Origin of the sequence: Bacillus sp. FJAT-27245 (assembly GCF_001273955.1) — a bacterium.
Lineage (GTDB): Bacteria > Bacillota > Bacilli > Bacillales > Cytobacillaceae > Bacillus_D.
The window spans coordinates 871,493-897,181 of the sequence record NZ_LIGI01000001.1 but is presented as its reverse complement, the minus strand read 5'-3'; the positions used below and the strand labels follow the sequence as shown (position 1 = coordinate 897,181).

Below are 25,689 nucleotides of genomic sequence, written 5' to 3'. Positions count from 1 at the left end.
TTTACTGTAACCGGTTACACGTAGTTTATAATTATTTTGCTAATGTGTCAATCGGTTTTTTTATTGAATTTTTGCTAAAGCGAAAGAGCCTTATATTTATAGCACAAATACAAGGCTTTTCCATTCTATTTTTTTCAGAGGCTTAATTAGCTTGAAAGTCCCCGCCGCTCTTTTTCTAGCTCCAGGCGTTTCATGTAGATTTCGCCCTCTCTTTCTATTATTTCGTGTTCAAGCTTGCGGTCCTCCTTGCCGGTTTTAACTGCCATTCCTGCGCTTACCGCGATGCCTGCGAGGATTGCATAAATCCAAAGTGGTATAGTCATAGTCGCTGCTCCTTTCCCTGTTATGGTTAATGGTTGTCCGCTACTGTATTCATATTTCAGGCCGGGGCGGAATATTCCCGCAGGGTGCGGGAAAACCGGATAAAAACCAGATTCTTGTAAACTGGAATTGTTCAAATATAAAATGCATCCCAAGTTATCATTTTTGATTTTAGTGGCCAGCCCCAGTTTCTCCCAATCCTGCCACTCATGCCTACTAAACTAGTATCCAAAGAAAAAAGCCCGTTTCCAGGCTTTATTTGTGGAAAACAGGCTTATAAAATGAACGGTTATCAAGCGCGTACACCCGCTCGGAAAACTCGCCGGGCTTCACACGCTCAAGCGCCCCGTCGAGCATATTCATTTTTGCATCAAGGTTATCGATATAATGGAGAATCTCCGCTTCCTTGATCAACGGCGGTTTTGGGCTGCCCCATTCCGCTTTTCCATGGTGGGAAAGAACCATGTGCTGCAGGATTATCACTTCTTCCCCTGCTATGCCCAGCTCTTCCGCGGTCTTCCCGATTTCATTGACCATGATGGTAATATGGCCAAGCAAATTTCCCTCGACTGTATACGTCGCTGAAATTGGCCCTGATAATTCGAGCACCTTTCCCATATCATGAAGGATAATACCCGCATAAAGCAAATCCCGGTCAAGGCTCGGATACAGGTTCGATATCACCTTGGCAAGGTCCAGCATACTGACGACATGGTAAGCAAGTCCTGAGACAAACTCGTGGTGGTTCTTTGTCGCAGCAGGATATTCCATGAATGCGCGCTGGTGCTTCTTAAGCAAATGGCGAGTAATCCGCTGGATGTTCGGGTTTTTCATTTCAAAAATATACTGGGTCAGCTTTCCGGCCATTTCGTCCCGGCTCACCGGCGCTGTCTCCAGAAAATCATCAATCTTGACCCCTTCATGCGGGCCAGCCGGTCGGATCTGCCGGATTTTCAGCTGGTTCTTCCCTCTATAATTCTGAATTTCCCCCGCTACTTTTACGATGTTTTGCGCGCAATAATTCCTCTCGTCATCCTCCCCGGCATCCCAAAGCTTGGCTTCAATCTCGCCGCTTTTGTCCTGGAGGATCAGTGTCAGGAACGGTTTCCCGTTACTGGCTATCCCTTTTACCGAGTTTTTTATTAGCAAAAATTGTTCGACCTGTTCGCCTGTCTCATGTTCGAGTATTTTTTTCCCCATCGTCACAGTCGCTCCTTCCCATATTATCACTATACCATACAGCCAAAAGCCACTTATCCCCGAACCTTTACTTGGCTTCTTGCAAGATGGTGGACATGACTTCCCCCGAAATGCCCAAGTAGATGGGGGTGGCATGTGAAAAACAGTACCTGGCGCCCATCAAGGCCTTTCAGGAGCTCAATCATCCTGGCAGTCCGCTCGCCGTCAAAATTGACAAAACTGTCATCAATGATAAACGGGAACGAAAATTTCTCATAGATTGTTTCGGCAAGCGCGAGCCTAAGTGATACATACACCTGCTCGGTTGTCGCCTGGCTAAGCTCATTCGCTTCGAATCTTGTGTTGTCCGACCGCTCTATCAAAAAGCCAGTGCCGGATGGGGCGAGGAATAGTCTGCGATAAGCCCCGCCTGTAAGGAAGCCAAGGTAGTCCCCAGCCCGTTTCAGCAGCCGCGGCAAATGGTATTCCTTGAACCTGCCGGTAGTTCTTCGCAAAAGTTCACTCGCAACTTTATACACGGCCCATTCCTTCGCTTCCTCTTCAAATTCTGATTTGGCCATCCTGAAAGAATGAAGCAGTTCCGAATAGGTGCCGCCTTCCTCAAGCACCTGTATCTCATACCGAACCTTGGCAAGCCGCTCTTGCAGTCTGTCGATTTCCTGTTTCGCGGCCTCGATTTTTCCATTTGCCTCCTGCAACAGTCCGGAGGCATTCCGGATAGGCAGAAGTGCTTCGATTTCCCCTTTTCCAAGCATTGAAAAAGATAGCTCAGTTCGCAGTTTATTCAGCCTAGCCTGTTTCTCTTCCAATGCCATGGCCAGTTCTGCAGCCGCATGGTACTCTTCCTCATTCTCAACCCCGGCTTGGGCAAAAAGTTCCTGAATGGCCTGTTCATGGATTGCCTGTTCTTTTTCAAGCTTTGCCAAATCAAATTCCATTTCTTCGAGCTTCCGCGACTTCTCCTCAAGGAGGATAGCCTTCTTTTTCTCCTCTTCCAGGGCTGTCCTGGCGGTATGGGCAACAAGGTGGATATCTTTCCCCGCTGTTTCCGGAAAAAGACGGCCAAGCCTTTCAACCCGCGCTTCAATTTCCGCCTGCCCCTCTTTCAACAATCTGATTTTCGCTTCAATCCGTTTCTTTTCAAGAATGGCGTTTTTACATTCTTCCATTATCCTAAATGCCTCTGCCGGCATATGCTTGCCAATTGTGCTGCTAATTCTTAGTTCCCTGCTAAGCAGGTCCACCTGTTCTCTGAGCAAGGCTTCTTCTTTTTCCAAATGGTCAAACCGCGCAAGGACTTTTTCATACTGGACAGTCTGCTGCTCAACGCGCGCCATCAGGCTGTTCACCTTCAGCCTCTGTATGTCATCCTGCTCAAGCTGGGATGCCGCGGCTTCCACATTCCCAGGCCTAATCGAAAGAAGCTCCTCTTCAAGCTGTTTTGCCTTCGCCTTTTGCCGGTCCAACTCTGCCGACGGTTTGGCTGATTTTGAAGGTATGATTCCTTTTCCAATAACGAGCGCAGCGATGCAGGCAAAAATGAGCCCCACTCCAAGCAGCAGCCAGTCAGCAGCCATGAAACCATAAATAGCGAGGACAAGCCCCCCGATTGTCATTGCCAACCCTGACATGCGGGACCTGCTCCTATAGGCTTCTTCCCTTTTCTCAGCTTCTTCGAGGATCACAATCCTTTCCTTGCATGCCTCTAGCTGCCCACGGACAATATCCTTGTTTCCCGCTTGGGCAAGCTTCTCAAACTGGCTTCTCTTATCCTTGGGTAAAAGTTGCGCCCTTGCGTCCTTCAATTCCTTTTCAGCTTGTTCCAGCCCAATCTTTTCTTCCTGAAAATCAGCCTCTAGCTGAACCTTTAGGGCGGCCGCCCTTTTTCGCCGTTCATCCGCTTCCTCCGCCTGCTGCTCCAGATAAATATCCGTATTGATTGCAGCAATCTCTTCCTCATCAATGCCAAGGTGCAATTTTCCTTTCGCCATTCCAATACGCTCTTCAAGCTGGGAAAGCCTTTCTTCGAGTTGGGCACATTCCCTTCTTGATTGGTCATAGACTGGCACCAGCTCGGCAAGCGCACCTGCTTCGGCCTCGTTTTCCAGCAGTTCCTTATGAAGAATGGTGGACTCAACTTCTTTTTGAAGCAATTCCATCCGTTCTTTAATGCCTTCTATTTGCAGCGAGTAGGGAGTCAGCATCTGTTTGCAGGTTTCGAGTCTTTCGATCCCCCGTGCAGGAAAGTTCTCTTTCTCAACGCGGCCAAGTTCATCGGCCAGCGCCGCTTCCTCACGGGCAATCCCCTCGATCCGTTCCCATTCCTTCAGCTTATCAGCTTCCCCGGCAAGGACTGGGATTTCTTCCCCAAGTGACCGAATTTCGTTTATGATTGCATCCCGTTCCTTGGTTAGCTCCCCGTATAAGGTATTCTTCTCTGCCGCTTTCCCAACCTCCGTCTCAAGCGCGCGAAGGCTTGCCAGCTTCGCATTTAGCGCCGGTTTTTTGCCGGATGGCTTGAACCGTGCTTCAAGCTCCTTTTGCAATTCGCTCTCCGCCTTTGCCAGCCTGTCTGTCCCAAGCGTTCCCGCGGAAAATAAAAAACGCCCGATATCTTCATCTTTCATTTGATGGACATTTTGCAGGCCGTGGAGGTTAAAAGAAAAAACGGCCTGGTATAGACTTTTATCGAAATTGCCGAGCAGGAGCTTTAACAACTCTTCCCCGCCGGAGCTCCCATCTTCAAGAAAAACGGTAACGTCACCCGCCGCCTTTCCTTTAACCCTTTCAACGACTACAAGCCCATAATCCGGGTGGCGCAAAGCCAGTTTCCCGCCGTACCTGCCTCCTCCCTTCGGTTCATAGCGAAGTTCCTGCTGCTGCTTCGTTGGGAAGCCAAACAGGATACCGTGGATAAAAGACATGATGGTTGACTTGCCCGCTTCATTTTCGCCGTAAAACACCTGGAAGCCGCCGAGATTTGAAATAACCAAATTCTCAAGCTTTCCATAGCCATAGATATGCAATTCTTCAATTTTCATAGACAATCTCCCCCCTATCCCTTTTCCCTCAGAAGATGCACGAGCAAATCCTCCGCATCTTTTAGGACACGGGTTTCCTCTTCTTTTTCAAGCCGTGAAAGGTATTTTCTCCCCGGCAGCCTTCCATAAAGGGGTTCGAGTACATCATCGAGACCGCCAAATTCCTCCGACATTTGAAAAAGCTCCTTGTAAAAATCGGCCTCCGCCGCGAGTTCTTCCCTTTTCCAGGAAGTTTCCTCTTCAATTGAAATTCTATTGACCCACACGAATGAGCATTCCTCTTCCTCGCCATCCTGAAGAAGCTCAGTGAGGCTGCTGTGAAGGCTATCCACTTCACTTCTATCCTCAAGGCTTACATCCTTTAGTGTCAGAGTCAGCAAGGTACCCAGTCCGTTCCTGCGCAGCTTTTCCTTCCGATCGAGACAAAGCCGCAGGATTGAATCAAAATCCAGGGCCCCCTTTGTACTGATGTCGATTTCTTTCCAGATGACATCATGTGATTCGATGAATTCCAAATTAGCCCCATTCTCCCCAAGCTGGACAAGATAACAGCCTTTTTCTCCTGTTTCCTTTCGGTTCCTCCCTTGTATATTTCCCGGATAAATAACAGGCGGGCTCTCTGAAAGGACAGCCCGTTTATGGATATGCCCAAGCGCCCAGTAGTCGAATTGCCTATCAATCAGTTCCCCGACCGTAAACGGGCAATAGCTTCCATGCTCTGAACTTGAACCATCATTTCCGTGGAGAATCCCAATATGGAAATCACCCCCGGCCCTTTTTTCATATGTTTGTACCCTTCTATCCATGACATGCCTAGTTGGGTAGCTGAATCCGTAAATCCAAACGTCAGCCCCGGACTTTCCCTTATGAAGGACAGCCTCCGTTTCGGCCCCAAATACATGTACGTTGTCCGGCATCGCGATTTTCACCCATGCCCCTCCAAGATGGTCATGGTTTCCATGAATCGCATAGACAGCAATGTTTTTTTCAGACAACCGTTCCATTTCGCTCCTGAATCTTGATTGTGCCTTAAGGCTCCGGTCGTCCCCGTCATACAAATCCCCGGCAAGGACCACAAAGTCCACCTCATTCGCGATGGCTGCATCGACAATCTTCTTTAAAGCTGCAAATGTGCTTTCACGCAGCCTTTTCAAGATCGGCTGCGGCAAATTTCTCAACCCGGCCATCGGGCTGTCAAGATGAAGGTCGGCTGCATGGATGAAACTCACTTTTTTCATAAAAACCATTCCTTTCAAAGCCCATGCCTTATTCCGGTCTGCATCCGGGCTATTCTTTCTTCTATTCTATCATCTTAAAAATACGAATGCACGTTCTGTTTCAAAGGAGAATGCTTTGCTCTTTTCGGGCGGAAACTTTGCGGAATTTTTAAGGATATGCAAAAATGGAACTAATTGAATGATCGGGGGGAACATGTTGAAAACCTATAAATTGACTGCATTTGAGCGGGATGGCGAAAAGCTGCTCGATGAAACATTCCAGGCAGAAAATGATAATGCCGCCAAGGAAATCGGCCGGAAAGCTCTGGAGGACAAAGGGCTTATGGAAAAGTCCCATCGCTGTACATCCCCGGCCGGTAAGCTGCTCCTTTTCCATTCATGAGTTTTTCAACAAAATTGGCACACACAGGAAGCCGGAATCACGGCTTCTTTTTTTTCGTCCGGGGGCTAAATGAAAAACGGGTTAACCACATTATTTTTATTAACCTATTTTTATCATGAGGCCTAAATCCATCGGCTATCTCCCGACAAATCTTGGTTTTCTTTTTTCGGCAAAAGCACGGATTCCTTCCTTATGGTCCTCGGTTTCCCTCATCTTCCGTTGGGCGTATTTTTCAAGCTCAAGCACTTTCAACAGGTGGGGACGGTTTACCTCCGCGAATATCTTCTTCGTTTTTATCATTGCCTGGATGGGGTTTTTAAGATAGCCGGCTACCCTTTCTATCAAAGCTAAGTTCAAATCAGCGGCCACTTCATGGACAAGCCCTTTACTGAGCGCTTCTTCTGCGGACATTGTCTTCCCCTCCCAAATCAGTTGCTTTGCTTTCCTTTCCCCTAGGTTTTTTGCCAGGAAAAAGTGGGCACCGCCATCGGGAATCAGCCCGATGCCAATGAAATTCATGGCAAGCTTGGCGTTTTGGTCTGCAATAATATGATCCGTTGCCAACGCAAGGCTAAAGCCAAGTCCCGCTGCCGGACCTGCAATTGCACTGATTGTTATCTTTGGAAGGCTGTACAAGGTAATGACAAGTTCGTTGATGCAATCCATGATTGAAAGGAATTCATATTCATCGTCAAGGGAGAGCATCGCCTTAATATCCCCTCCCGCCGAAAATGCTTTTTCCGTGCCGGTCAGGACGACGATGTCAATGTCATCGGAAACACTGATTTCCTTTAGTCTCGAAACAAGCCCCTTAATCATTTCCTTATCAAGTGCGTTTAAAGCATCGGGCCGGTTCATTTTGACTGTTGCAACCCGTCCGTCGATCTTGACATCGACTTTTTCGGTAACAAAATTGAATGGCAACTTCAACGCCTCCTCCTTTTTTCCCTCAATTCCATTATAGAGTTTGTTCAACCAACAAGGTATAATTTTCCTGTTTAAAAAAGATATATTCCGTTCCTATGGAGATGCCCATCTGAAAAAAGTAAAAAATGAGCCGCATCATAGCGATGCTGGCTCATTTTTTTCAGCAAAAAGTCCATCAAGTATTTTCAGTTTTTCATTTGTATAATGTTCGAAGCTGTCATTATATGATTTCGGGTCTTTCGGATTGGCAAAATGGGTAATCGCCCCTGTTCCCGGGTGCACAAATTTGCTTGATGCCCCGCATCCAAGCCCAATAATCGTCTGCATTTCTTCCATAATGATGATATTGTAGATGCTTTCCTGGCCGGGAATCGAGTAGCCTACGTTTTCAAGATTTCCGAGAATGTTTTTTTGGCGGTACAAGTAGTAAGGTTCATAGCCATGGCTCTTTGTCCATTCTTCGGCAAGGCCCATCATCCGTTCCACTTCATCGCGGTCCACTACTTTGTACCGGTCACGGTTCTTTGTCATTTCCGACGCCCGTTTAAACGATAGAGTATGGACGGTCAGCGATTCCGGCATCAACTTTTCGGTTTCGCCCAGCGTATGGGTAAACTCTTTCGTCCCTTCCCCCGGGAGGCCAATGATTAGGTCCATGTTGATATTGTCCATGCCCATTTCCCGGGCAAGGTTGAATTTTTCAACGGTTTCCTCAACGGTGTGATGGCGGCCAATCGCTTTCAATGTTTCCTGGATATATGACTGAGGATTAACGCTGATGCGATGGATATTCCACTTTTTCAAAACGTCCAGCTTCTCAGGGGTTATCGTATCCGGGCGGCCCGCTTCAACCGTTATTTCCCTGATTTCACGAGCATCCGGGAATGATTCATACATTTCTTCATAGAGCATGTCCATTTCTTCCGCGGTAATGCTTGTCGGAGTCCCGCCGCCATAATAAACGGTCGTAATTCTGATGCCTTTTTCCTTTAGCCAGCTGCCGATTGCCCTCATCTCGTGGTGAAGGCCGCCAAGGAAGGAATTGACCGATCCTTGCCGCCCGTTAATTGCATAAGCAGGGAACGTGCAGTATGCGCATTTTGTCGGACAAAACGGAATCCCGATATAAATGCTGACTTCTTTTTTCAAATCATACAGGTCAGGAACCGCCGCAAGCTGGCGGTCTACTATTTTTTGCATGAGCGTAGCTTTTTCCGGAGTAATCAAATACTCATCGGCAAGCTCCTTATGGGCGGTTTCAGGTCTTGTTCCGTCCCTTAACTTCCTGTGGAGAAGCTTTGTCGGCCTAACGCCGGTTAGGATGCCCCACTTCTGGGTGATGCCGGTCAAATCCTGAAGCAGTTTCAGGTACACATGCGCCACGGCATTTTTGATAGTCCTGAATTGGTCCTTTTCGGAAAGGGATGTGTCAACTTCAGCCTGGTGTTCTTTATTAATCCGGTCTTCTCCGCCCTTTTCCAAAATAGCCGAAACATGAAGGGCGCCTCCATTCTGTTCAAGCGTGAATTTTATGAAAAAATCTGCTTCTTCAAATCTATTTAAATGGATTTCGGTTTCCTCGAAAAACAGGTTGGCGATAAGCTGCAGCGGCCGCTCGAACCTGGCATCCGGGAGGCCTGTAATGGAAATTCGCACATTCAATCCACCTTTACAATTTTGCTTACTTTAGTGTACAGAATCGGGTAAGCAAGGTCAATATACTGGAAAATCTGCCAATAGGAAAAGGCGGCAGGAACAGTTCCTTCGCCGCCCTTTTATTATCTTTTAAGAATGTTCATCTTCTGCAGGAAGGCGATGGGGTGCTGCCTTCTGAAATGTTCCCTGACCATATAGGCGACGCCATGCTCGTTTTCCGAACGGGTTATCCAGTCAGCGGCGCGTTTTACTTCGTACGGGGCATTGCCCATGGCCACCCCAAGCCCCGCGGCCTGGATAAACGGGATGTCGTCCGTTCCGTCGCCAATCGCCACCACTTCCTTCAAACTGATGCCTAGACGGTCACAAATGTATATCAGGCCCGATAGCTTGGAGACGCCTGCCGGAACAATATCCAGCTTGCCCGGGGCGCTGCATGCCGCCTCAACCTCCTTGAACATCGTCCCCAATGCCTTGCGCGCATCTTCGAGGTCCTGTTCGGATTCAAAATATGCTTCAATTTTAGGCGGAGCCACAGGCGTATCGACAAGCGAGTCACTTAAATCGGTAACAAACTGGTGCGAATACGCAATCGGGTCCCCGGAAGTAAAAATAGCTTTAGCTAGAAGATTATTGTTCAAGTTGAGCTTGTTTGCGAGTGAAAACCTCTCATGAACCAGCCGGATCTGGCATTGGAAACTTTCAAGGAACCGGACAATCTCATAGGTAACGTCCTCGCTAATCCTTTTTACGAATTCCGGCTTGTCATGGGCGGTCGATATATAAGCTCCGTGATGGGAGGCGAATAGCCCTTTCAGCTTCAAGGTGCGCGCAACCTTTTTCGCGGAAGCAAAGTTGCGTGAAGTAAGGAGAGTGATATATACCCCCTTTTGTTGCGCATACCGGATTGCTTCCTTTGTTGTTTTATGAAGTTTCCCGCTGCTTTCGAGAAGCGTTCCGTCGATATTCAGAGCAAGCATTCGGTAAATCATCGTGGTGCCCCCTGTCCTCATGGAATCATCCTTATTTCACTTGTATGAATGAAAGGTTTTCAATAGAACAGGCATAGCAAAAAATAAAACGCCAGCCAATTTGGCCAGCGCTCCTATGAAAATCATTAATACCGTTAACGAAGCCGCCCCAGCATGAATCCGCCATTAAAATGAGTAGGCTCGTACGAAATCATGAAGGCTTTTGGGGAAAATGAGAGAATCAGTTTTTTTAGCTTTTGCTCATTCTTCCGCTTTGCGAGCACCTTCATTACGAGGCGTTTACCATCCTTCCCATCGGCCAGCCATGAAGTGACGCCATACCCTTTCTCCCGGATTTTTGTCGGGATGGTTAAATCCGACGAATCCACAATCACTTCCATGACAACATATCCAAGAGCCAGATACCCTTCGATTTTACTGCCAATAAAAACCCCGAGGCCCCACCCGAAACAGTAGGCGGCAATATTAAGAGGCTTGTCAAGATTATCAAGGACAATCGTCAAGCCCATCAGATAGACAAAGACCTCGCCCATCGACAAAATGGATGCAAGTGCCCTGTATCCTTTGATGACGATCATCATCCTTAAAGTAAACAGGGAAACATACAAAATATTAATTCCAATGATGGTGAGAATGATAGACGGCATTGTGTTCACCCCGATTATTAGTTAAAAAGAAATGTTTCCCTAGTCTTCCAGCACCCTCGAATCGGGGACCCTTGAATCCAGTTCCACAAAATTTCTTATCTGGCCGGTTTCGCCAAATTGAAAACGGCATTCCTTAATTCTATAACACAATACAGCTTTGTTAAACAAAATCGCGGGGAATCTTTGTTTTCCAAGTCTTAGTAAATGCCTGCTCCCTGCCTTCAAAGGCGGTAAGTTCGTTACTAAGATAAAAGTGTTCGGCATCCGCCGTCATCGTGCTTACGCTCTTTAGGCTGGTCTGCCAATCTTCACGGCCGACATCCAGCGTCCATTCACAACGGACCTCGGCGGAAAGTGGATCGTTTTCTTTAATTGTATAAACGTTCCGATTCGTGCTTCCGTATTCCAAGCCGTTATGCGGCAGGCGCCTGGCTCCTTCGTCGGAATAATCCTCAAGCACCCAGACCCCGCTGATCAAATCGTAATGGACTTGGCGGCTCCGGCTTTCAGCCCGCAAAATTTCCCGTTCCGCTACAGCGGCGGTTTCCGGCGGACCAAATTCATGAAGAATTTTATCCAGCTCGTGGGGCGGCCTAACCGGAAGCGCGAGTTTTGTGTTTTCTCCTGTAAAAACAGTTAATGTAGCCTGCTCCGGTGATGGCCACGCATGCGGCCAATAGGTTGGTGACAGTGCAATACGCCAGCGGTGCCCGGCTGGAAGGACGTGGCCAATCGCATTCAGGCGGACCTTTACATTATACTTTTCACCCGGTACAAGCGCTATTGGAAATTCGTGGCTCTCCCTATGGGTCAAATTAAGCATTCCCCAGCTAACGAGAGTCGATTCACCCGATGGGGATACATCGCATAGCCGGACCGTGAGGAGTGCATTGGGACGGTCGGAAGATAACTCTACCTCGACCTCCGGGAAACCAAGGATTTCCATCGGCTCCTTTAAAGGTTCTGAAGTAAAGCAGACTGCCAGGCCGTCTTCAAGCCTTTGGTCGGAGGCAAGATCGCCGGGCTGTCCGAACGGGCACCAGACCCCTGCATAAAGCCCGTGCTGCTGGACGCTTGAAACCATTACTTCCTCTGCTTTGGCAGGAACGGACTCACATAGCCCATCTCCGGATAGCCAGAATTCTTCGGGATTAATGTTCCGGGATGGCCAGGAAGCCTCAGCCACCCAACGTCCAGGCCGTTCGTCATAGTCCACCTTTGGCGGCACATTTTCCTGCATCCAGGCTCTTAGCATTGGTTCCTCCATGATCCCGGTGTCAATGCCTTTCAGCCAATAATCCCACCAGCGCAGGCATTCCTGCAGAAAACCGATGGCAGGACCAGGCACCGCTACTTCCGGGTACTCATGCGCCCAAGGGCCAATCAAGCCTTTCCTTGGGCCGGGAAGCCCTTCAAGAAGCCGGAATATTGCATTTGTATATCCATCTGCCCAGCCGCCGACGGCAAAAACCGGGATGGTAATATCCGAATAGTCCTCACAGACTGAACCGTGCTTCCAATAGGCGTCACGGCGCTGATGCCGTACCCATTCCTCGGCAAATGGCGGGGKTTTTTCAAGCCGTTCAAGCCAGGATTCGCGCCAGGCCTCTCCAACCACCTCTGGGTCCGCTGGGCGCCCGTTGTAGACAAGCATCGTCGAAGCCCACCAAAGCATATCGGATGCGAGCAGGGCCCCGCCCATGTAGTGGACGTCATCCGCATAGCGGTCATCCGTGGAGCAAAGGGTAATGATCGACTTTAGCGCGGGATGTCGCCTTGCAGCGACCTGAAGCCCATTAAATCCTCCCCATGACTTTCCAATCATGCCTACAGCACCCGTGGACCAGGGCTGTTCAGCAATCCAGCTCAGGACTTCAAGGGCATCGTCCTGTTCCTGAGGCAAATATTCATCATACAGGATACCGTCCGAATCGCCGGAACCGCGTAAATCGACGCGAATGCACGCATAGCCATGTCCTGCAAAGTAAGGGTGGCGGATTGAGTCCCTTAGTGCCGTAAAGTCATTTTTCCGGTATGGGATATACTCCAGGATCGCGGGTACAGGGTTTTTCTCGGCATCCTCGGGGAGCCAGATGCGGGCTGCAAGTCGCGTCCCATCCGACATCGGAATCCAGACATGCTCAATTTCGCGGATGTTCCGCGGGAACTCTGTTTTGATTGTTAATTGTGAATCACGCACGTTAAAAACCATTGGTTATCCTCCAGGCGCTTTATTTTTATAAGGTTTATCGTTGACATGAAATGGGGCACGGTGGACATGTTGATGCCCATCGCGCCCTTCTCTAAAACTTTTCGACTATATAGGTTGAAATAAAGATTGGTTTCCAAATGTGAACGGGGTGGTTGATTTCCACTCCCATTACAAGCGGGGAAAACTTTTAGCCTATCGTATATAAGATTTAGTCTTTAACCTGCCTTTTCTTCGAAGCCAACATCTTCTTCCCCTGCAGCTGGCGTCCCATAATCCTGCTTAAGCCATCTAACCAGCGAGATTGTGAGGAGCAAATAAATGAGAATGACCGGTGCCGATACGATGACTGCCGATGTTTGAATGACCTTCAAGCCGCCGATCATCAGTAAGGCAACTGCCATGACAGCAAGGACGCCACCCCAGAGCAGCCGATGCCAGCGCGCGGGTTCCTGTTGCCCTTCCAATTTCTTTGTAGCGATCGCTGAAAGGATATAGGTCGCCGAGTCGAGAGAAGTAGCGAGAAAAATGAAACCAAGGACAACAAAAAAGATTAAGACCAGCTTGCTGAAAGGAAGAGTCTTAAGCACCTCGACGATAGCTGCCGGCCCGCCCTTGTCCTCAAGAATTTGCGAAATAGGAAGGATGTCATTCAATTGGAGATGCATCGCATATCCACCGAACACCGCAAAATAAAGCCAGCTTCCAAGAGATCCCCAAAGCAGTACATAACTGATTAGTTCCTTTATCGTTCTTCCCTTTGAAATTCGCGCTACGAACAGGCCCATGAACGGAGCTGTTGCGGCAAACCAGGCCCAGTAAAAGACGGTCCATCCTTGGGGGAATCCTCCTTTTGAAACAGGATCCGTGTAAAAACTCATTTTGACAATATTCTGGAGCATCAAACCGAAGCTGTTGGTAAAGTAGGAAAGAATGAACAATGTCGGCCCGGCCAATAAAACAAAAATGGCGAGCGCCAGGGCAAGATACACATTGAAATCACTCAGTTTCCTGATTCCTTTATAAAGGCCCATATAGGCGCTTGAACAGTATATGATTGTCCAAATTGCAATGATGATTACACTTAACATGAGCGACTGCTTCAGTCCCAAAATTTCGCCAATGACAGCCGATATCATAGGGACACCAAGACCAAGGGATGTCCCCAGTCCCCCAACAAGGCTCCAGATGACGAGGATGTCGATTATTTTTCCGACCCAGCCATCCGCATGCTTACCCAACACCCCGCGGCAGGCAGTACTGATTTTCAATGAAGAATGTTTTTTTACAAAAAATGAATAGGCAATCGTGACGGTCGGCAGAGCATATAGCGACCAGGCGGATATGCCCCAATGGAACATGCCGTATGTAACAGCCCATTCTGCCGCTTCTGGCGAATTTGGCTTAATCCCGAACGGAGGCCCCGTATAATAGTAGATTGGTTCCATGATGGACCAGAACATAATGCTCGTTCCCATGCCGGCGCAGAAAAGCATCGCCCCCCAGCTGAAGTTGGAAAACTCCGGTTTCCCTTCCCCAAGCTTGACGCTTCCGTATTTTCCAAAAATAAGCCAGATAAGAAGGACAAACAATCCGGCGGTTAATAATTGAAAAGCCCAATCCAGTTTAAATGTAATCGATGTCATTAAACTGTTCAGCACAGGTTCAGCCGTTTCCCGGTTCAAAACGAGCATAAGCGTTGCAGCAACAATTACAATCAATGATGACCAAAATACAATCGGATCAATTTTTACCTTCCCCATTGTTTCACCTCTTCTAAGTTGTTAATTTACAGCAAAACAATTTCCAAAAGCCTCCAATCGTGATAAGATTGATTAGATAATAATCATGATTACCTTTTAAAGTATGATTATATTAACATATAAATTTAAAACAATACAAATTTTCTAAAAATATTTTTCGGTAGATGAGGAGGTTAGGCGTGGACAAGAAGAAAATCCAGATGAGCCGGATGTGGAAATATTTTGTGGAAGCGACAGCGGAGATTATTGAAGAAGAGGGTATGGACAAAGTCACAATCCGGAAGGTCGCCGACAAGGCCGGCTATAACAGCGCGACTATTTATAATTATTTTTCGGAAATCTCGCATTTAATCTTTTTCGCGTCGATGAAGTTTCTGAAGCCGTACACCGACGAAGTTCCCGTTTATTTGGAAAAGGGAGCCCATCCGCTTGAAAAGTTCCTACTTGCGTGGGAATGCTTTTGCAAGCACTCTTTCCGAAATCCGCAAATTTTTCATGCCGTTTTCATCATGGACCTTGGCAGCCAGCCGGATAAACTGCTTCAGCGGTATTATGAACTGTATCCGAATGAGTTGATTAAAATCCCCGAAGACTTGAAACCGATCCTGTTTGAACGAAACACGACCAAGAGAGGGAGATCGTATTTGGAAGCGGCACTCAGGGAGGGGTACATCCACGAGGAAAATGTCGATTCGATCAATGAAATGACCATCCTTGTTTGGCAGGGTATGCTCACCAATATCCTCAACAACCGGAGGGACTACAATCCTGACGAAGCGGCTTCGATTACAATGAACTACATTTCTGAAATCGTCAGAAATGAACGTGCTTTCGATTTTAAAAGCAACAAGTACCGCCTGGCTGACGAATAGAAAATCTTTAACGGAAAACATCCCGGCAAACATTGATTGCCGGGATGTTTCAATTGTTTGAACTGTGTAATGAGTCCGAAGCGGCCAAGACCCGTTACATTACCTGTTCGGATTTCCGTATAATTCTTCGAGCGGCTTCATGATGAGCTGGTTCAATTCTCCGATGACCATACCCATCCTCTGCTCCGCCTCCATCAGCTTGGAAATAACGGGATGCTGCTGGACTAGTGCAACAGATTTCTGCGCCTGGTCAACTTCTTCATGGCTGATTTCCTGGCCCATCATCTGCTTCTGCTGCAGGTTCATCTGAATATTGCGGAAATTTTCGAACATCCTCCGCGCTGATTCGTCGGCATTGACATTGTCATACATCTGCTTTAGCCGTTTGAATTCATCGCTCTGCCTAATCGCTTTTTCGAGCTCATAGGCGGCATCATATAAATTTACTGACATGGTAACACTCCCTTATGAAATGTGGCATTCCTGTCCACTATACCAAACGGGGGGCGTGAAGGAAATGCCCCGCGAAAAACGCCATAACGGTATATCCTATGAAAAAAGGATGGCGAATATACCTTGAAAAACACCAATCAGGCCTCCAAGCAGCGCGCCGAGATACGTAATCATCTTCAGTTCGCTCCTTGTGATGCCAAGGACCATATCCTCAAGCCGCTCAAGCGAAAAGGTTGCTACCTGGGCGCGGACAAGTTCCTGCAGATGAAGTTTTTCCATCATCATATCAATCCTTGAGGTCAGCCAGTCCCCGAGCATGACAACGAGGTTTGGCGCCATCCTTTCGAGAATCGTCTCTTTATAGGTGGCTAGCAATTGAGAAGCGGGAGCCGACAATAACTGCTCCGTCCCGGCCAGATTGATTGCATAGTCTTTCAGGGTGGATACAATTTTTTCCCTGCCGGCCATCTCTTCCAGCTCGGCGGCATCCCGTTCAAGCAGTTTTGTCCATTCCTTTTTGAGTATGCTCGTGATTAGGAGATGTGCCCCATCGCTTTTAAAAAACTTAATGATTTCAGGCTGGATTTTATCAGCGATGCTTACATTGCCAAGCACCATTTGAATCATATTGCCAATCATGCCTTTATCCTTGAAAAATTCGTCAAACATCGCCTGAATCCGCACTTTCCCCTCGTAACTTGAGAAGTAATCTTCCCCTTTCCCAAGGATATACGCGGTGATTTCCGGAATCTTCCGCTCCGCACCATCCAGGAGAGGCTGGGGAAGGACGTTTGCGATTGGCTGCCCGCGGTATTTTCCCATTGCCTTTTCATACACGCCTTCAACAAACCGGCCAATCCGGTTTTCAATCCGTTCCGTGCCGTTTTCAATTCCCGCTTTTTCAAGAAGTCCCTTTATTGTCATATCTGATTCAAGAAGTGTGCGAAGTTCTTTTTTGACTAGCTCGGTCATGTCATGCTGAAAATCTTTATCCATAAATTTAGAACGGATGCTTTCGGGCGTAACCAAATGCTCGACGACCATTCGCCCCATTTGCCGCGCGAGCTCATCCCTCCTCTTTGGAATCAGGCCCGGGGTGAAGGGGAGCCTCCATTTGCCAATATAAATCGGTTTATACGGACGGAATAGCATTTTAATCGCGAGATGGTTCGTAAATCCGCCGATAAGCGCGCCAATAACGACCATAAACAAGATTGTTATAAACATATTCATGTTGAATCAACCTTTCCGAAAAATAGCACGAACTTTTTGTTTGTCCTGTACATACGATACTATAACAGTTTTCGCCCATCTTTACCCCAAAATCGCAACGGCTCACCCTTTTTTATTAACTTTGAGTTTTGATTTCTCTTCTCGGAAAGCTTCATGTGGGTAAGAGCGCAAGTACAGGCGGTTTGTGCCTGATACGGGGCACACGCCTTCCTGACATTCATACGGTTTTGCGTGAAGTTGGTTCCAAACCATTTTCACGCAAAATCTTCCATCCTTTTAAAGCTAAGGACGTGAGTATTATGGTTAAGTTTTATTCCGTTGAAACGATCGAGCATGACAAGCCCATTGTTTATTATCCTGCCCGCCTTGGGCCAATGCCGTCGGTTCGAAGAGCGGCATTCGGTTCCGCGTCCATGGATGCCGCCGTCCTGCCCCAACCCGATGGCGAGGACAGTCTCGGGATCAGCAAGATGGTTCTTGATGCACTTCATATTCCTGAAAATGTCGTGAAGCTCGGCATCTTTTCAAATGATGACACCTTGTTTTTAGGCCCGCTGGTCGGCATTTTTACATCTGGGCTAATTGAATCTAGCGAAAAGCCGGCTGGGGAACGGACCAATTCGTTTTCAAAAATGCTCGAGACATGCAGTTCCTCAGGTGCTTCAGGTTTTCTCTTTACCGGGCAGGCAATTGATTGGGAGAAAAATTTAATTAAAGGCTACTTTTATAACGAAGGAACCTGGGAGACTCGGCTTGTGCCTTTTCCAAATGTCGTCTATGACCGGCTGCCGACAAGAAAAAGCGAAAGCAGGCCGGAATGCAAACTTGCAAAAGAAAGGCTTCAGCACGACTATTTAATTCCATGGTTCAACCCCGGATTCTTCAATAAATTGGATATATATGAGCTTCTCAATGACCATCGTGAAGCGCAAAAATACTTGCCGGAGACCCACCTGTACACTTCGATTGCCGAAACCAGGCGGCTGCTCGATAAGCACGGCTCCATCTACTTGAAACCGGTTAATGGTACGCTTGGGCTTGGCATCCGCCAGGTGATTGCCGAATTTCCGGGTTCCACTTGTTATTGCCGCTTCAGGGATCAAAATGGTAACAATAAACTATTGAAGTTCTCCAGTCTGTACGCGCTTATTTCCAAGATGTTCGGCAAACGCGGACTTAAAAACCTTTTGATCCAACAAAGGATTCTCCTCTTAAAAGTGGACGGAAGGCCTGTCGATTTCAGGGTCCATACGAATAAGGACGGAAAAGGCAAGTGGCAGATTTCGGCGATTGCCGGAAAAAAAGCGGGATTCGGCAGCATTACGACCCATGTGAGAAATGGCGGGGACGTCCATACGCTGAAGGAACTTTTCGGTGAAAAAGGTGCGGTGGAATACGAGCGGAAACTATCGAGGGCTGCGTTGGAACTTAGCGAAATCCTTGAGGAGCGGCTAGAGGGAATCGCCGGGGAATTTGGCTTTGACTTTGGCATCGACCGGGATGGCATTATTTGGCTGTTCGAAGTAAATTCCAAGCCCGGCAGGTCAATTTTCCACCACCGCGGGATGCGCAAATACGAATATTTAACAAGAAAGCTGCCAATCGACTACGCCATACATCTAGCCGAAAAATCCGTCAGGGCGCCGGAGGAAATATACAGATAATATGAAAAGGAACGAATCCAAAGCCATAATGTTAGGCAAATGAAGCAGGGGACGGATCCAGTGCCTCATTTTGAGGCGAAGGGATCGTCCCCTGTTTCATTGAAATAAGTTTGGTATGAATCAAAAGGTACGTCCCCAGCTTCACTACCCCCTTTGTCAGACCCAAATCCTGCGGCTGGCCATCCTCCAGGACACGGAAGCTGCGACGAGCATGATGAGGACGTAAAGATAATTGCCATATGGGATGAAGGTAAACAAATAATGGACGCCCATGAAACCGAACATTGGAATGAGGTAAAGAATGATTTTCCAGCCTTCGCTTTCCTGGCTTGCCTCGAATGATTCCGAAAACGGCAAAGACCCTTTAAGCAAATACGTGCAAAACACCGTATAGATGATTGCGGCAAGAAGAGCCCCGATTATATCCGGCAGCACCTGAAGCCCGAAAATCCAGCAAAAAACCATTCCGGAAATGGCGTAGACCGGAAAAAACAGCCGGCTCAGAAAAGCTTTCAGTGTTCCGCTATAAAATGGAGCAAATGTTTTTAAAGGTGCGGTTCCAAACAGCCAGGAGCCTTTGTAGCGCCCTGAATACTGCAGCATCATGATTGATGTAGGAATGACAATCGCCGCCATGTAAATTGATAAGTAGTACTTGCTGTGGACAAGGTTTTCGAATGAATCCCATCTGATTTGGTTTAAAAGGAGAATAAGCGGGACAACTAGCGAAAGGCCGATTGATGGATATACTTTTAGCCTGAAATCGCGTTCGGTTTTCATCATCGCCAATGCGAACCTGTAGAAAGCCCGCTCTTCCCTATCCCGGCACAGCAGCCTTGATGCAACCGTATTTAAAGGGGGAACCTTTACCCTGCTCGGACCGCTTCCAGAAGAGAGCTTTTGGATGCCGCTTTCAAAGGCCGGCATCTTTTTCACATATAAAGCCCAGGCTGCGGCCGGCCCCAAAACGGCCAAAAGCGCAAACAAAGCCAATTGGGGCGAAGAAATTCCATTCATGCCAAATTCGAACAGGGAGCCGAACCAAACCGGCGGAAGGATCGCCTGCCACCAGGCTGGATCGATTGCCTTTTCCATTTCAATCAGTTCAAATGTTCTCCCAACGAGCTGATACCCTAACGCGAGAGAAACAGTCAGGAAAATCTGTACATAGTTAATAATGTCCCTAAGCTTCTCTCCATCAAAAAAACGGAGAATGAAGTAATACACCAAAGCGGTCGCCGCCATGATCAGCAAATCAGCGAAAATAAGCGCAGCCGCAAGGATAAGAAAAAAGGCCAGCCCGTGCCTGAATAGCCCTGCAAGCAACGGCGCAGCCGCCAAAGAACCCGTCAGGAAGAACAAGTAAATAGTAACATGCACCGCACGGGCAAGGCTGATTGTCCTTCTGCCAACAGGCCCGGCCATAAGAATATTCCGGTCCCTCAAATCGAGAAGTACCGCCGAAAAGTCAGAAATGAGTGACGTCATGATTAGAAACATCAAAACGCCAAAAAAGGTTGTCATTTGAAAGAAAAAATGGTTTCCCATCAAAATCAGCGGCAACAGCAGGAGTCCGTAAAGCGAATAAATCCAAAGCGACTTCATAAAGCGGTTCTCTTCTTCATGGCTGTGATCGCTCTTGTTCCGTGCCCCTCCAAGGATTGTCGGCGCCCTTCTCTGGTCCATCGTAAGCTTCATCGCAAGGATACTCCTCATAACCGGATAGTCAGCCCCAAGCCGCTCAAACATCCATCTGAACTTATCGAGTACCCTCAACGTCCTTACATCCTTCAAGAATCACACCTCCCGGACGATTGAAACAAATTCATCCGCCATGTCCCTGAATTCATCAAAGCCTGTCAGCTGGTTGAAAATCTGTTCCAGGGAACCTTCCGCACTTTGTTCCTTCAATTGTTCGAAGCTTCCATCGGCGACAATTTTTCCACCGTTAAGCAAAATGATTCGGCTGCTGATTTTTTCGACCACATCCATAATGTGGGAGGAGTAGAATATTGTTTTTCCGCTGGCTGCAAGCTGGGAGAGGATTTCTTTAAAAATCATGACCGAGTTTGCATCTAGCCCGCTTAGCGGCTCATCGAGGAACAGGAGTTCAGGATCGTGCAGAAGGCTTGAGATGATCATCACCTTTTGCTTCATTCCTTTTGAAAAAGACGAAATCCGGCTATAGAACACATTATCGAGGCCAAATGCGCGCATCAGCTTTTTGGCCTTCACTTCCGCTTTTTCGGGATTCATCCCATACAGTTCACCCGTGAAGGTCAAGTATTCGATTGCAGTCAGGTTATCATAAAGCTCGGCAATTTCCGGGACATACCCTATTTTTCTTTTATACTCATAATCTCCGGGCTTGAGCTTTTGCCCAAAAATCTCTATTTCTCCCTGATAGTTTTCCTCAAGGCCTAGGAGCAGCTTGATCGTCGTACTTTTCCCCGCTCCATTCGCTCCAATATATCCGATGATTTGCCCTCGGTTAACAGTAAGGTCAATTCCCTGCAGAACCGGTTTTGCCCCATAATTCTTCCGCAGGTTCCTAAGTGCCAGAACGACTTCTTCATTATGTAAAATAAGGACCACCCATTTCTGTTAATCTAGGAATAGTTTAACATATAAGCTAGTTATTATTTGGAAAAAAAACACTACTGAAAGGTTCAACAAGAAGCACCATCTATCTCAATGTAAGTCTCGTCATCTCACTCTGCTAAAGTTTTTATGAGAGTCATTAAAAATCAAGGAAGGTTTTAATGTGTTAAAGTTGAATATTTATTTTGTATTGAAATATAAATTCAAACTTTCCGGTGGTCTCTGATTACTACTATATGAGGAGGAATATCTTGAAAAAAGGATTTATCATAACAATAACAATTATTTTTTGGTTAATAGTAATAGTTCCTCTAGGGTTTTTTGGATATATAAACTATCAGCTTTATTCTTTAAAGAAAGATACTTATGAGCATTTATTAAAAAAGTATAATGAAGACCAAATTCAAAAAGTAGAAGTTAGTCCCACAAAGGCTTCTTATCTTTATGCAGCTTTTGTTACTTTTAAGGATGAACCTGAGCATGTTTATGAATATATACGGCTTGATGGAAAGGTAAGACAAGGTTCACCTTTTCCAAATGGAGAAGAAGCTCAAAAATATAAACATTTAGAACCAGATGAATAAAAGTGGATTTGTTAAAAACCTTAAAAAGGCATAGGAGTTATGTTCCAAAATAAAAATTCCGGAGAACCGAAAGCCGCACCTAGGATTGATATGCTCCCCTTTAGGTAGACAGATTAAAAAATAAAAATCTGACTACTAAAGGGGAGTATTTTTATGTCTAAAAGAGCTTTCACTCCTGAGTTTAAGATTGAGGTATTAAAAGCTTGGGAAATTGGTTCTTTTTCCTTAGCGGAGATTGGTAAAAAGTATAATGTAAATGAAACTACAATCAGGGAATGGAAATATCAATTTGATACATATGGAACTGAAGGCCTTAAAGAATCTTCAACTTGGAAAAAGTATACGAAGGAACTAAAGCTTGCGGCTGTTCGTGATGTTCTGTCTGGTAATTACTCTTTACGTGAGGTTGCCAGAAAGTATGAAGTGTCTCATGAGTCGGTCCTCAGGAAGTGGATTAACAAGTATAATAGTCATAGAGAAATTAAAGATACATCAAAAGGAAGGTCGAGCTCTATGACTAAAGGGAGAAAAACAACTTGGGATGAACGAATCCAAGTTGTCCTTGATTGCTTGGGGAATGGAAAGGATTATCAGAAGACAGCTGACACTTATGAAGTTTCTTACCAACAAGTCTATACATGGGTTAAGAAATATGAAGTTGGCGGAGATGAAGCACTTAAAGATAAGCGTGGAAAGAAGAAAGAAGAAGCCGAATTAACTCCGGAAGACAAAATCAAATTTCAAATGAAAAAGTTAGAAAGAGAAAATGAACGCTTACGTGCGGAGAATTTATTCTTAAAAAAGTTAGAGGAGATCGAAAGGAGGCGAAAGTAAGTCGAATTCGATATGAAGATAGGTATGTGGCAATCCAGGAACTTAATGAGAAAGAAGAACTTAGTATTCTCACGCTTTGTGAAATAGCTGGTATTTCACGAGCTGCTTACTATAAGTGGCTCAATCGAAAACCGACTTCCCAGGATCAACTGAATGAAGAAATCATAAAAGAGATGAAGGCTCTCCATGAAAAAGTAGATGGTACCTTTGGTTATCGTCAAATGACCCTCCACATGAACCGAAAGTTCAATGTGCCGCTTAATCATAAGAGGATATATCGATTAATGAAAGTGGCTCATTTACGCTCTGTCATTCGGGTTAAGAAGAAACGTTATAAACGTTCTATCCCCCAACACGTTGCCGAAAATATCTTGAATCGGGAATTCAAGGCTGACAGCCCAAATAAAAAGTGGGTTACTGATGTAACTGAATTTAAATACGGTTCAAACAAAAAAGCTTATTTAAGTGCGATTCGCGACCTATATGATGGGTCCATCATCAGTTTTGTATTAGGGCAATCTAACAACAATAAACTTGTTTTTGAGACTCTGGACCAGGCAACTAAGTTCCTAAAGGGAGAACATCCACTCATCCATAGTGACCGTGGCTTCCAGTACACCTCACATGGCTTTAAACGAAGGATAGATAAAGCTAAAATGATCCAAAGTATGTCACGAGTAGGACGATGTATTGACAATGGACCTATGGAATCCTTTTGGGGGACATTAAAATCTGAGAAGTATTACTTGCATAAATATGGGACTTTTGAAGATTTATCTAAAGCAATAAATGAATATATCCATTTCTATAATCATGACCGATATCAAAAACGACTAAACGGCCTTAGCCCCTTGGAATACAGGGCTAAAGCCGCTTAGATCCTTTTTATTATTTCCACTGTCTACTTGACGGGGGGCAGTTCAGATAGTGTGCGGCTCTTTTCCATTATTAAAAATGCTTTAATCATAAAATAAGATACCTCTTCGGGAAGAAGCTCCTTAATTGGTTTTAATCGCTCCCGCCCGGCTTCGGCGACCGCTTTTTCCAGCAGCGGCAAAAACTCCTCAGGAATCAATTTCTCAAATTGCACCGGCATCCCCTGCTGGTGGCAGGTTAATAGATGGTTTTCAACAGTGCTAGCGGCTAGCCCGCGGCGGGCGGCAATTCCTTCAACCGATTGGCCTTCAAGGTGGAGGCGGTGTGTTTCGAGATGGGAGTCGCTCGTCGGCTTGGCTGCTGGGCGTTTTTTCGCGGTCCTTGCTTCTTCTTCAAAAACAGGCTCCCGGTCTGGATTCAAGGCCAGAAACTTCTGAATTGCCGATATGAACGGTTCACCGTACTTTTCAAGCTTATTCGCTCCTACCCCGTTTACCTCAAGGAAATCCTCATCCGATTGCGGCAGCTTCAGGCACATATCCTTCAGCGAAGCATCCGAGAAAACGACGAACGGCGGGACATTCGCGGCGTCGGCAAGCTGCTTCCTTATAGCCCTCAGTTCTTCGAAAAGCGGGTCTTCCACCGATATTTCCGCGGATCGGACGGCGACTTTCCGTGAAACCCGCTGCCTTCCCTGCAAAACTTCCTTCCCCTTGGGCGAAACATAAATAGTCGGATAGGTACCGTGTTCCACCCCGATCAAGTCCTCGGAAATCAAAAACTCGATAAAGCTGGCCGCATCCTTCGCGGTCCACTCCTCCATAATTCCGTATGTTGAGAGTTTATCAAAGCCAAATTCAGCGATCTTTTTGTTTTGCGAACCGGTCAAAACCTGGGCGGTGAGCGCCTTGCCGAAGCGTTGCCCCATGCGTATGATGCAGGATAGGGCCATTTGCGCTTCTTTTGTAACATCCTCGCTTTCCCGCGAATCGGTGCAGTTGCCGCAGCGCCCGCACGGTTCTGTGTCCGTTTCCCCGAAATATCGGAGAATGTATTCCTGGAGGCAGCTTTCAGTGTGGCAATAGTCCGCCATGCCCTGAAGTTTTTCCAATTCCGATGCGGTCCGGTCCCGCTCGACCGATTGTTCGATCAGGAAACGCTGGACCTGGATATCCTGCGGTGAATAAAGGACGATGCACGAGCTCGGAAGGCCATCCCGGCCGGCGCGCCCCGCTTCCTGGTAGTAGCTCTCCATGTTCCTGGGAAGCTGATAATGGATAACATAGCGGATGTTGCTTTTATCGATGCCCATCCCGAATGCGGACGTAGCAACCATCACGGAGGCTTCATCGCGCAGGAAACGTTCCTGTTCGCCGAACCTGTCCGCGTCGCTCATTCCGGCATGGTAGCGGGAAACCGAAATCCCGCCTCTTCTCAGGCTTTCATACAACTGGTCGACCGTCTTGCGGGTCGCGACATAAATTATCCCTGTTTCCTTTTCATTCTGCTGTAAAAAGCGTTTCAGAAACTTGCCGCGGTCCTGGCCTTTTATAACGGAAAACGAAAGATTCTCCCGTTCAAAGCCGGTAATGATCTCGTTACCAATTTCAATTCCGAGCGAGGTACAGATATCATCCCGGACAATCGGGGTCGCGGTCGCCGTCAGCGCAAGCATCACCGGCCGATTGCGGAAGCCCTGCGCCATTTTTGCAATATGGCGGTAGCTGGGCCGGAAATCGTGGCCCCACTGGGAAATACAGTGCGCTTCATCAACAGCGATGAGTGGTATGTCCATTTTTCCAAGCTGCTCGGTAAAATAAGGCGATTCCAGCCGCTCTGGAGCGATATACAATAGCTTGTACCTTCCCGCGAGAGCGTCCTCCATCCGTTCCGCCGCCTCCTGGCTTGATAGTGAACTGTTGATGTAGGCCGCATCAATTCCAAGCTCGATAAGGGCGTCGACCTGGTCCTTCATCAGGGAAATAAGCGGTGAAACGACAATCGTCGTCCCCTCAAGCATCAGCGCCGGTATTTGGTAACAAACCGATTTACCGCCTCCAGTCGGCATGACACAAAGAGTGTTCCTGCCTTCAAGCACCGAAGAGATGGCCCGCTCTTGTCCTTCCCTGAATGCCGGATAGCCAAAATACGTTTTTAAAAGATCGTTCGCTTTTTGAAGCATCAGTTTAGGACCCC

20 protein-coding genes are annotated in these 25,689 nt (G+C 47.0%); 5 read left to right on the top strand and 15 right to left on the bottom strand.

Annotated elements, in window-relative coordinates; translation table 11 throughout:
• Positions 1-146: 146 nt before the first annotated feature.
• The 4 genes from ADU24_RS04345 to ADU24_RS04330 form a co-directional block, all read right to left on the bottom strand.
• Positions 147-323 carry a sporulation YhaL family protein gene (locus tag ADU24_RS04345; RefSeq protein WP_053365473.1) on the bottom strand — a complete coding sequence of 59 codons (177 nt, stop codon included), beginning with the start codon at positions 321-323 and terminating at the stop codon, positions 147-149.
• A 253-nt stretch (positions 324-576) separates the two neighbouring features.
• Complete coding sequence (yhaM, locus tag ADU24_RS04340) at positions 577-1,521, bottom strand: 3'-5' exoribonuclease YhaM (protein WP_053365472.1); 945 nt, start codon at positions 1,519-1,521, stop codon at positions 577-579.
• Positions 1,522-1,574: 53 nt separating this feature from the next.
• Positions 1,575-4,562: an ATP-binding protein gene (locus tag ADU24_RS04335; RefSeq protein ID WP_053365471.1), complete on the bottom strand. Its 2,988-nt coding sequence runs from the start codon at positions 4,560-4,562 to the stop codon at positions 1,575-1,577.
• A 14-nt stretch (positions 4,563-4,576) separates the two neighbouring features.
• On the bottom strand, positions 4,577-5,800 hold the full coding sequence (locus tag ADU24_RS04330) for a metallophosphoesterase family protein (protein ID WP_053365470.1): 1,224 nt from the start codon (positions 5,798-5,800) through the stop codon (positions 4,577-4,579).
• Positions 5,801-5,996: 196 nt separating this feature from the next.
• Here ADU24_RS04330 and ADU24_RS04320 point away from each other — a divergent pair, with 196 nt between their 5' ends.
• Positions 5,997-6,182: a YhzD family protein gene (locus ADU24_RS04320; RefSeq protein WP_053368774.1), complete on the top strand. Its 186-nt coding sequence runs from the start codon at positions 5,997-5,999 to the stop codon at positions 6,180-6,182.
• Positions 6,183-6,317: 135 nt separating this feature from the next.
• On the opposite strand, the gene ADU24_RS04315 is transcribed toward ADU24_RS04320, so the two are convergent.
• From ADU24_RS04315 to ADU24_RS04290, 6 genes are all read right to left on the bottom strand, one after another.
• On the bottom strand, positions 6,318-7,106 hold the full coding sequence (locus ADU24_RS04315; protein WP_053368773.1) for an enoyl-CoA hydratase: 789 nt from the start codon (positions 7,104-7,106) through the stop codon (positions 6,318-6,320).
• Positions 7,107-7,244: 138 nt separating this feature from the next.
• Positions 7,245-8,765 carry a coproporphyrinogen III oxidase gene (locus tag ADU24_RS04310; protein ID WP_053365468.1) on the bottom strand — a complete coding sequence of 507 codons (1,521 nt, stop codon included), beginning with the start codon at positions 8,763-8,765 and terminating at the stop codon, positions 7,245-7,247.
• Positions 8,766-8,887: 122 nt separating this feature from the next.
• Positions 8,888-9,757, bottom strand: coding sequence for a Cof-type HAD-IIB family hydrolase (locus tag ADU24_RS04305; RefSeq protein WP_053365467.1), 870 nt, complete (start codon positions 9,755-9,757; stop codon positions 8,888-8,890).
• A 134-nt stretch (positions 9,758-9,891) separates the two neighbouring features.
• Complete coding sequence (locus tag ADU24_RS04300) at positions 9,892-10,404, bottom strand: DUF2179 domain-containing protein (protein WP_053365466.1); 513 nt, start codon at positions 10,402-10,404, stop codon at positions 9,892-9,894.
• 160 nt (positions 10,405-10,564) lie between these two features.
• Positions 10,565-12,616, bottom strand: a complete 2,052-nt coding sequence (locus ADU24_RS04295) for a CocE/NonD family hydrolase (protein ID WP_053365465.1) — start codon at positions 12,614-12,616, stop codon at positions 10,565-10,567.
• A gap of 215 nt (positions 12,617-12,831) precedes the next feature.
• Positions 12,832-14,376 carry a BCCT family transporter gene (locus ADU24_RS04290; protein WP_053365464.1) on the bottom strand — a complete coding sequence of 515 codons (1,545 nt, stop codon included), beginning with the start codon at positions 14,374-14,376 and terminating at the stop codon, positions 12,832-12,834.
• A gap of 179 nt (positions 14,377-14,555) precedes the next feature.
• Between ADU24_RS04290 and ADU24_RS04285 the strand changes: the two genes are divergently transcribed.
• On the top strand, positions 14,556-15,248 hold the full coding sequence (locus ADU24_RS04285) for a TetR/AcrR family transcriptional regulator (RefSeq protein WP_231689561.1): 693 nt from the start codon (positions 14,556-14,558) through the stop codon (positions 15,246-15,248).
• A gap of 99 nt (positions 15,249-15,347) precedes the next feature.
• Here ADU24_RS04285 and ADU24_RS04280 read toward each other — a convergent pair whose 3' ends face one another.
• Positions 15,348-15,701: a YlbF family regulator gene (locus ADU24_RS04280; protein ID WP_053365463.1), complete on the bottom strand. Its 354-nt coding sequence runs from the start codon at positions 15,699-15,701 to the stop codon at positions 15,348-15,350.
• 96 nt (positions 15,702-15,797) lie between these two features.
• The gene (locus ADU24_RS04275) at positions 15,798-16,934 is read right to left on the bottom strand and encodes a DUF445 domain-containing protein (RefSeq protein WP_053365462.1); all 1,137 of its coding nucleotides are present in this window, start codon (positions 16,932-16,934) and stop codon (positions 15,798-15,800) included.
• A gap of 299 nt (positions 16,935-17,233) precedes the next feature.
• On the opposite strand from ADU24_RS04275, the gene ADU24_RS04270 reads away from it, so the two are divergent.
• Positions 17,234-18,598: a YheC/YheD family endospore coat-associated protein gene (locus ADU24_RS04270; protein WP_053365461.1), complete on the top strand. Its 1,365-nt coding sequence runs from the start codon at positions 17,234-17,236 to the stop codon at positions 18,596-18,598.
• 156 nt (positions 18,599-18,754) lie between these two features.
• On the opposite strand, the gene ADU24_RS04265 is transcribed toward ADU24_RS04270, so the two are convergent.
• The gene (locus tag ADU24_RS04265; protein WP_053365460.1) at positions 18,755-20,392 is read right to left on the bottom strand and encodes a hypothetical protein; all 1,638 of its coding nucleotides are present in this window, start codon (positions 20,390-20,392) and stop codon (positions 18,755-18,757) included.
• Between the two features lie 3 nt (positions 20,393-20,395).
• Positions 20,396-21,193: an ABC transporter ATP-binding protein gene (locus ADU24_RS04260; RefSeq protein WP_082306809.1), complete on the bottom strand. Its 798-nt coding sequence runs from the start codon at positions 21,191-21,193 to the stop codon at positions 20,396-20,398.
• A 257-nt stretch (positions 21,194-21,450) separates the two neighbouring features.
• On the opposite strand from ADU24_RS04260, the gene ADU24_RS04255 reads away from it, so the two are divergent.
• Both ADU24_RS04255 and ADU24_RS22480 read left to right on the top strand, forming a co-directional pair.
• Positions 21,451-21,783, top strand: coding sequence for a DUF3139 domain-containing protein (locus tag ADU24_RS04255; RefSeq protein WP_053365459.1), 333 nt, complete (start codon positions 21,451-21,453; stop codon positions 21,781-21,783).
• 153 nt (positions 21,784-21,936) lie between these two features.
• Positions 21,937-23,495, top strand: a protein-coding gene (locus tag ADU24_RS22480; protein WP_156324512.1) for an IS3 family transposase whose coding sequence is annotated in 2 segments (ribosomal slippage) — positions 21,937-22,579 and positions 22,579-23,495 — 1,560 coding nt in all. Because the reading frame shifts where the segments join, the coding sequence is not laid out codon by codon here.
• Positions 23,496-23,518: 23 nt separating this feature from the next.
• Here the strand turns inward: ADU24_RS22480 and recQ are convergent.
• Positions 23,519-25,675: a DNA helicase RecQ gene (gene recQ, locus ADU24_RS04240; RefSeq protein WP_053365457.1), complete on the bottom strand. Its 2,157-nt coding sequence runs from the start codon at positions 25,673-25,675 to the stop codon at positions 23,519-23,521.
• Between the last annotated feature and the right edge of the window lie 14 nt (positions 25,676-25,689).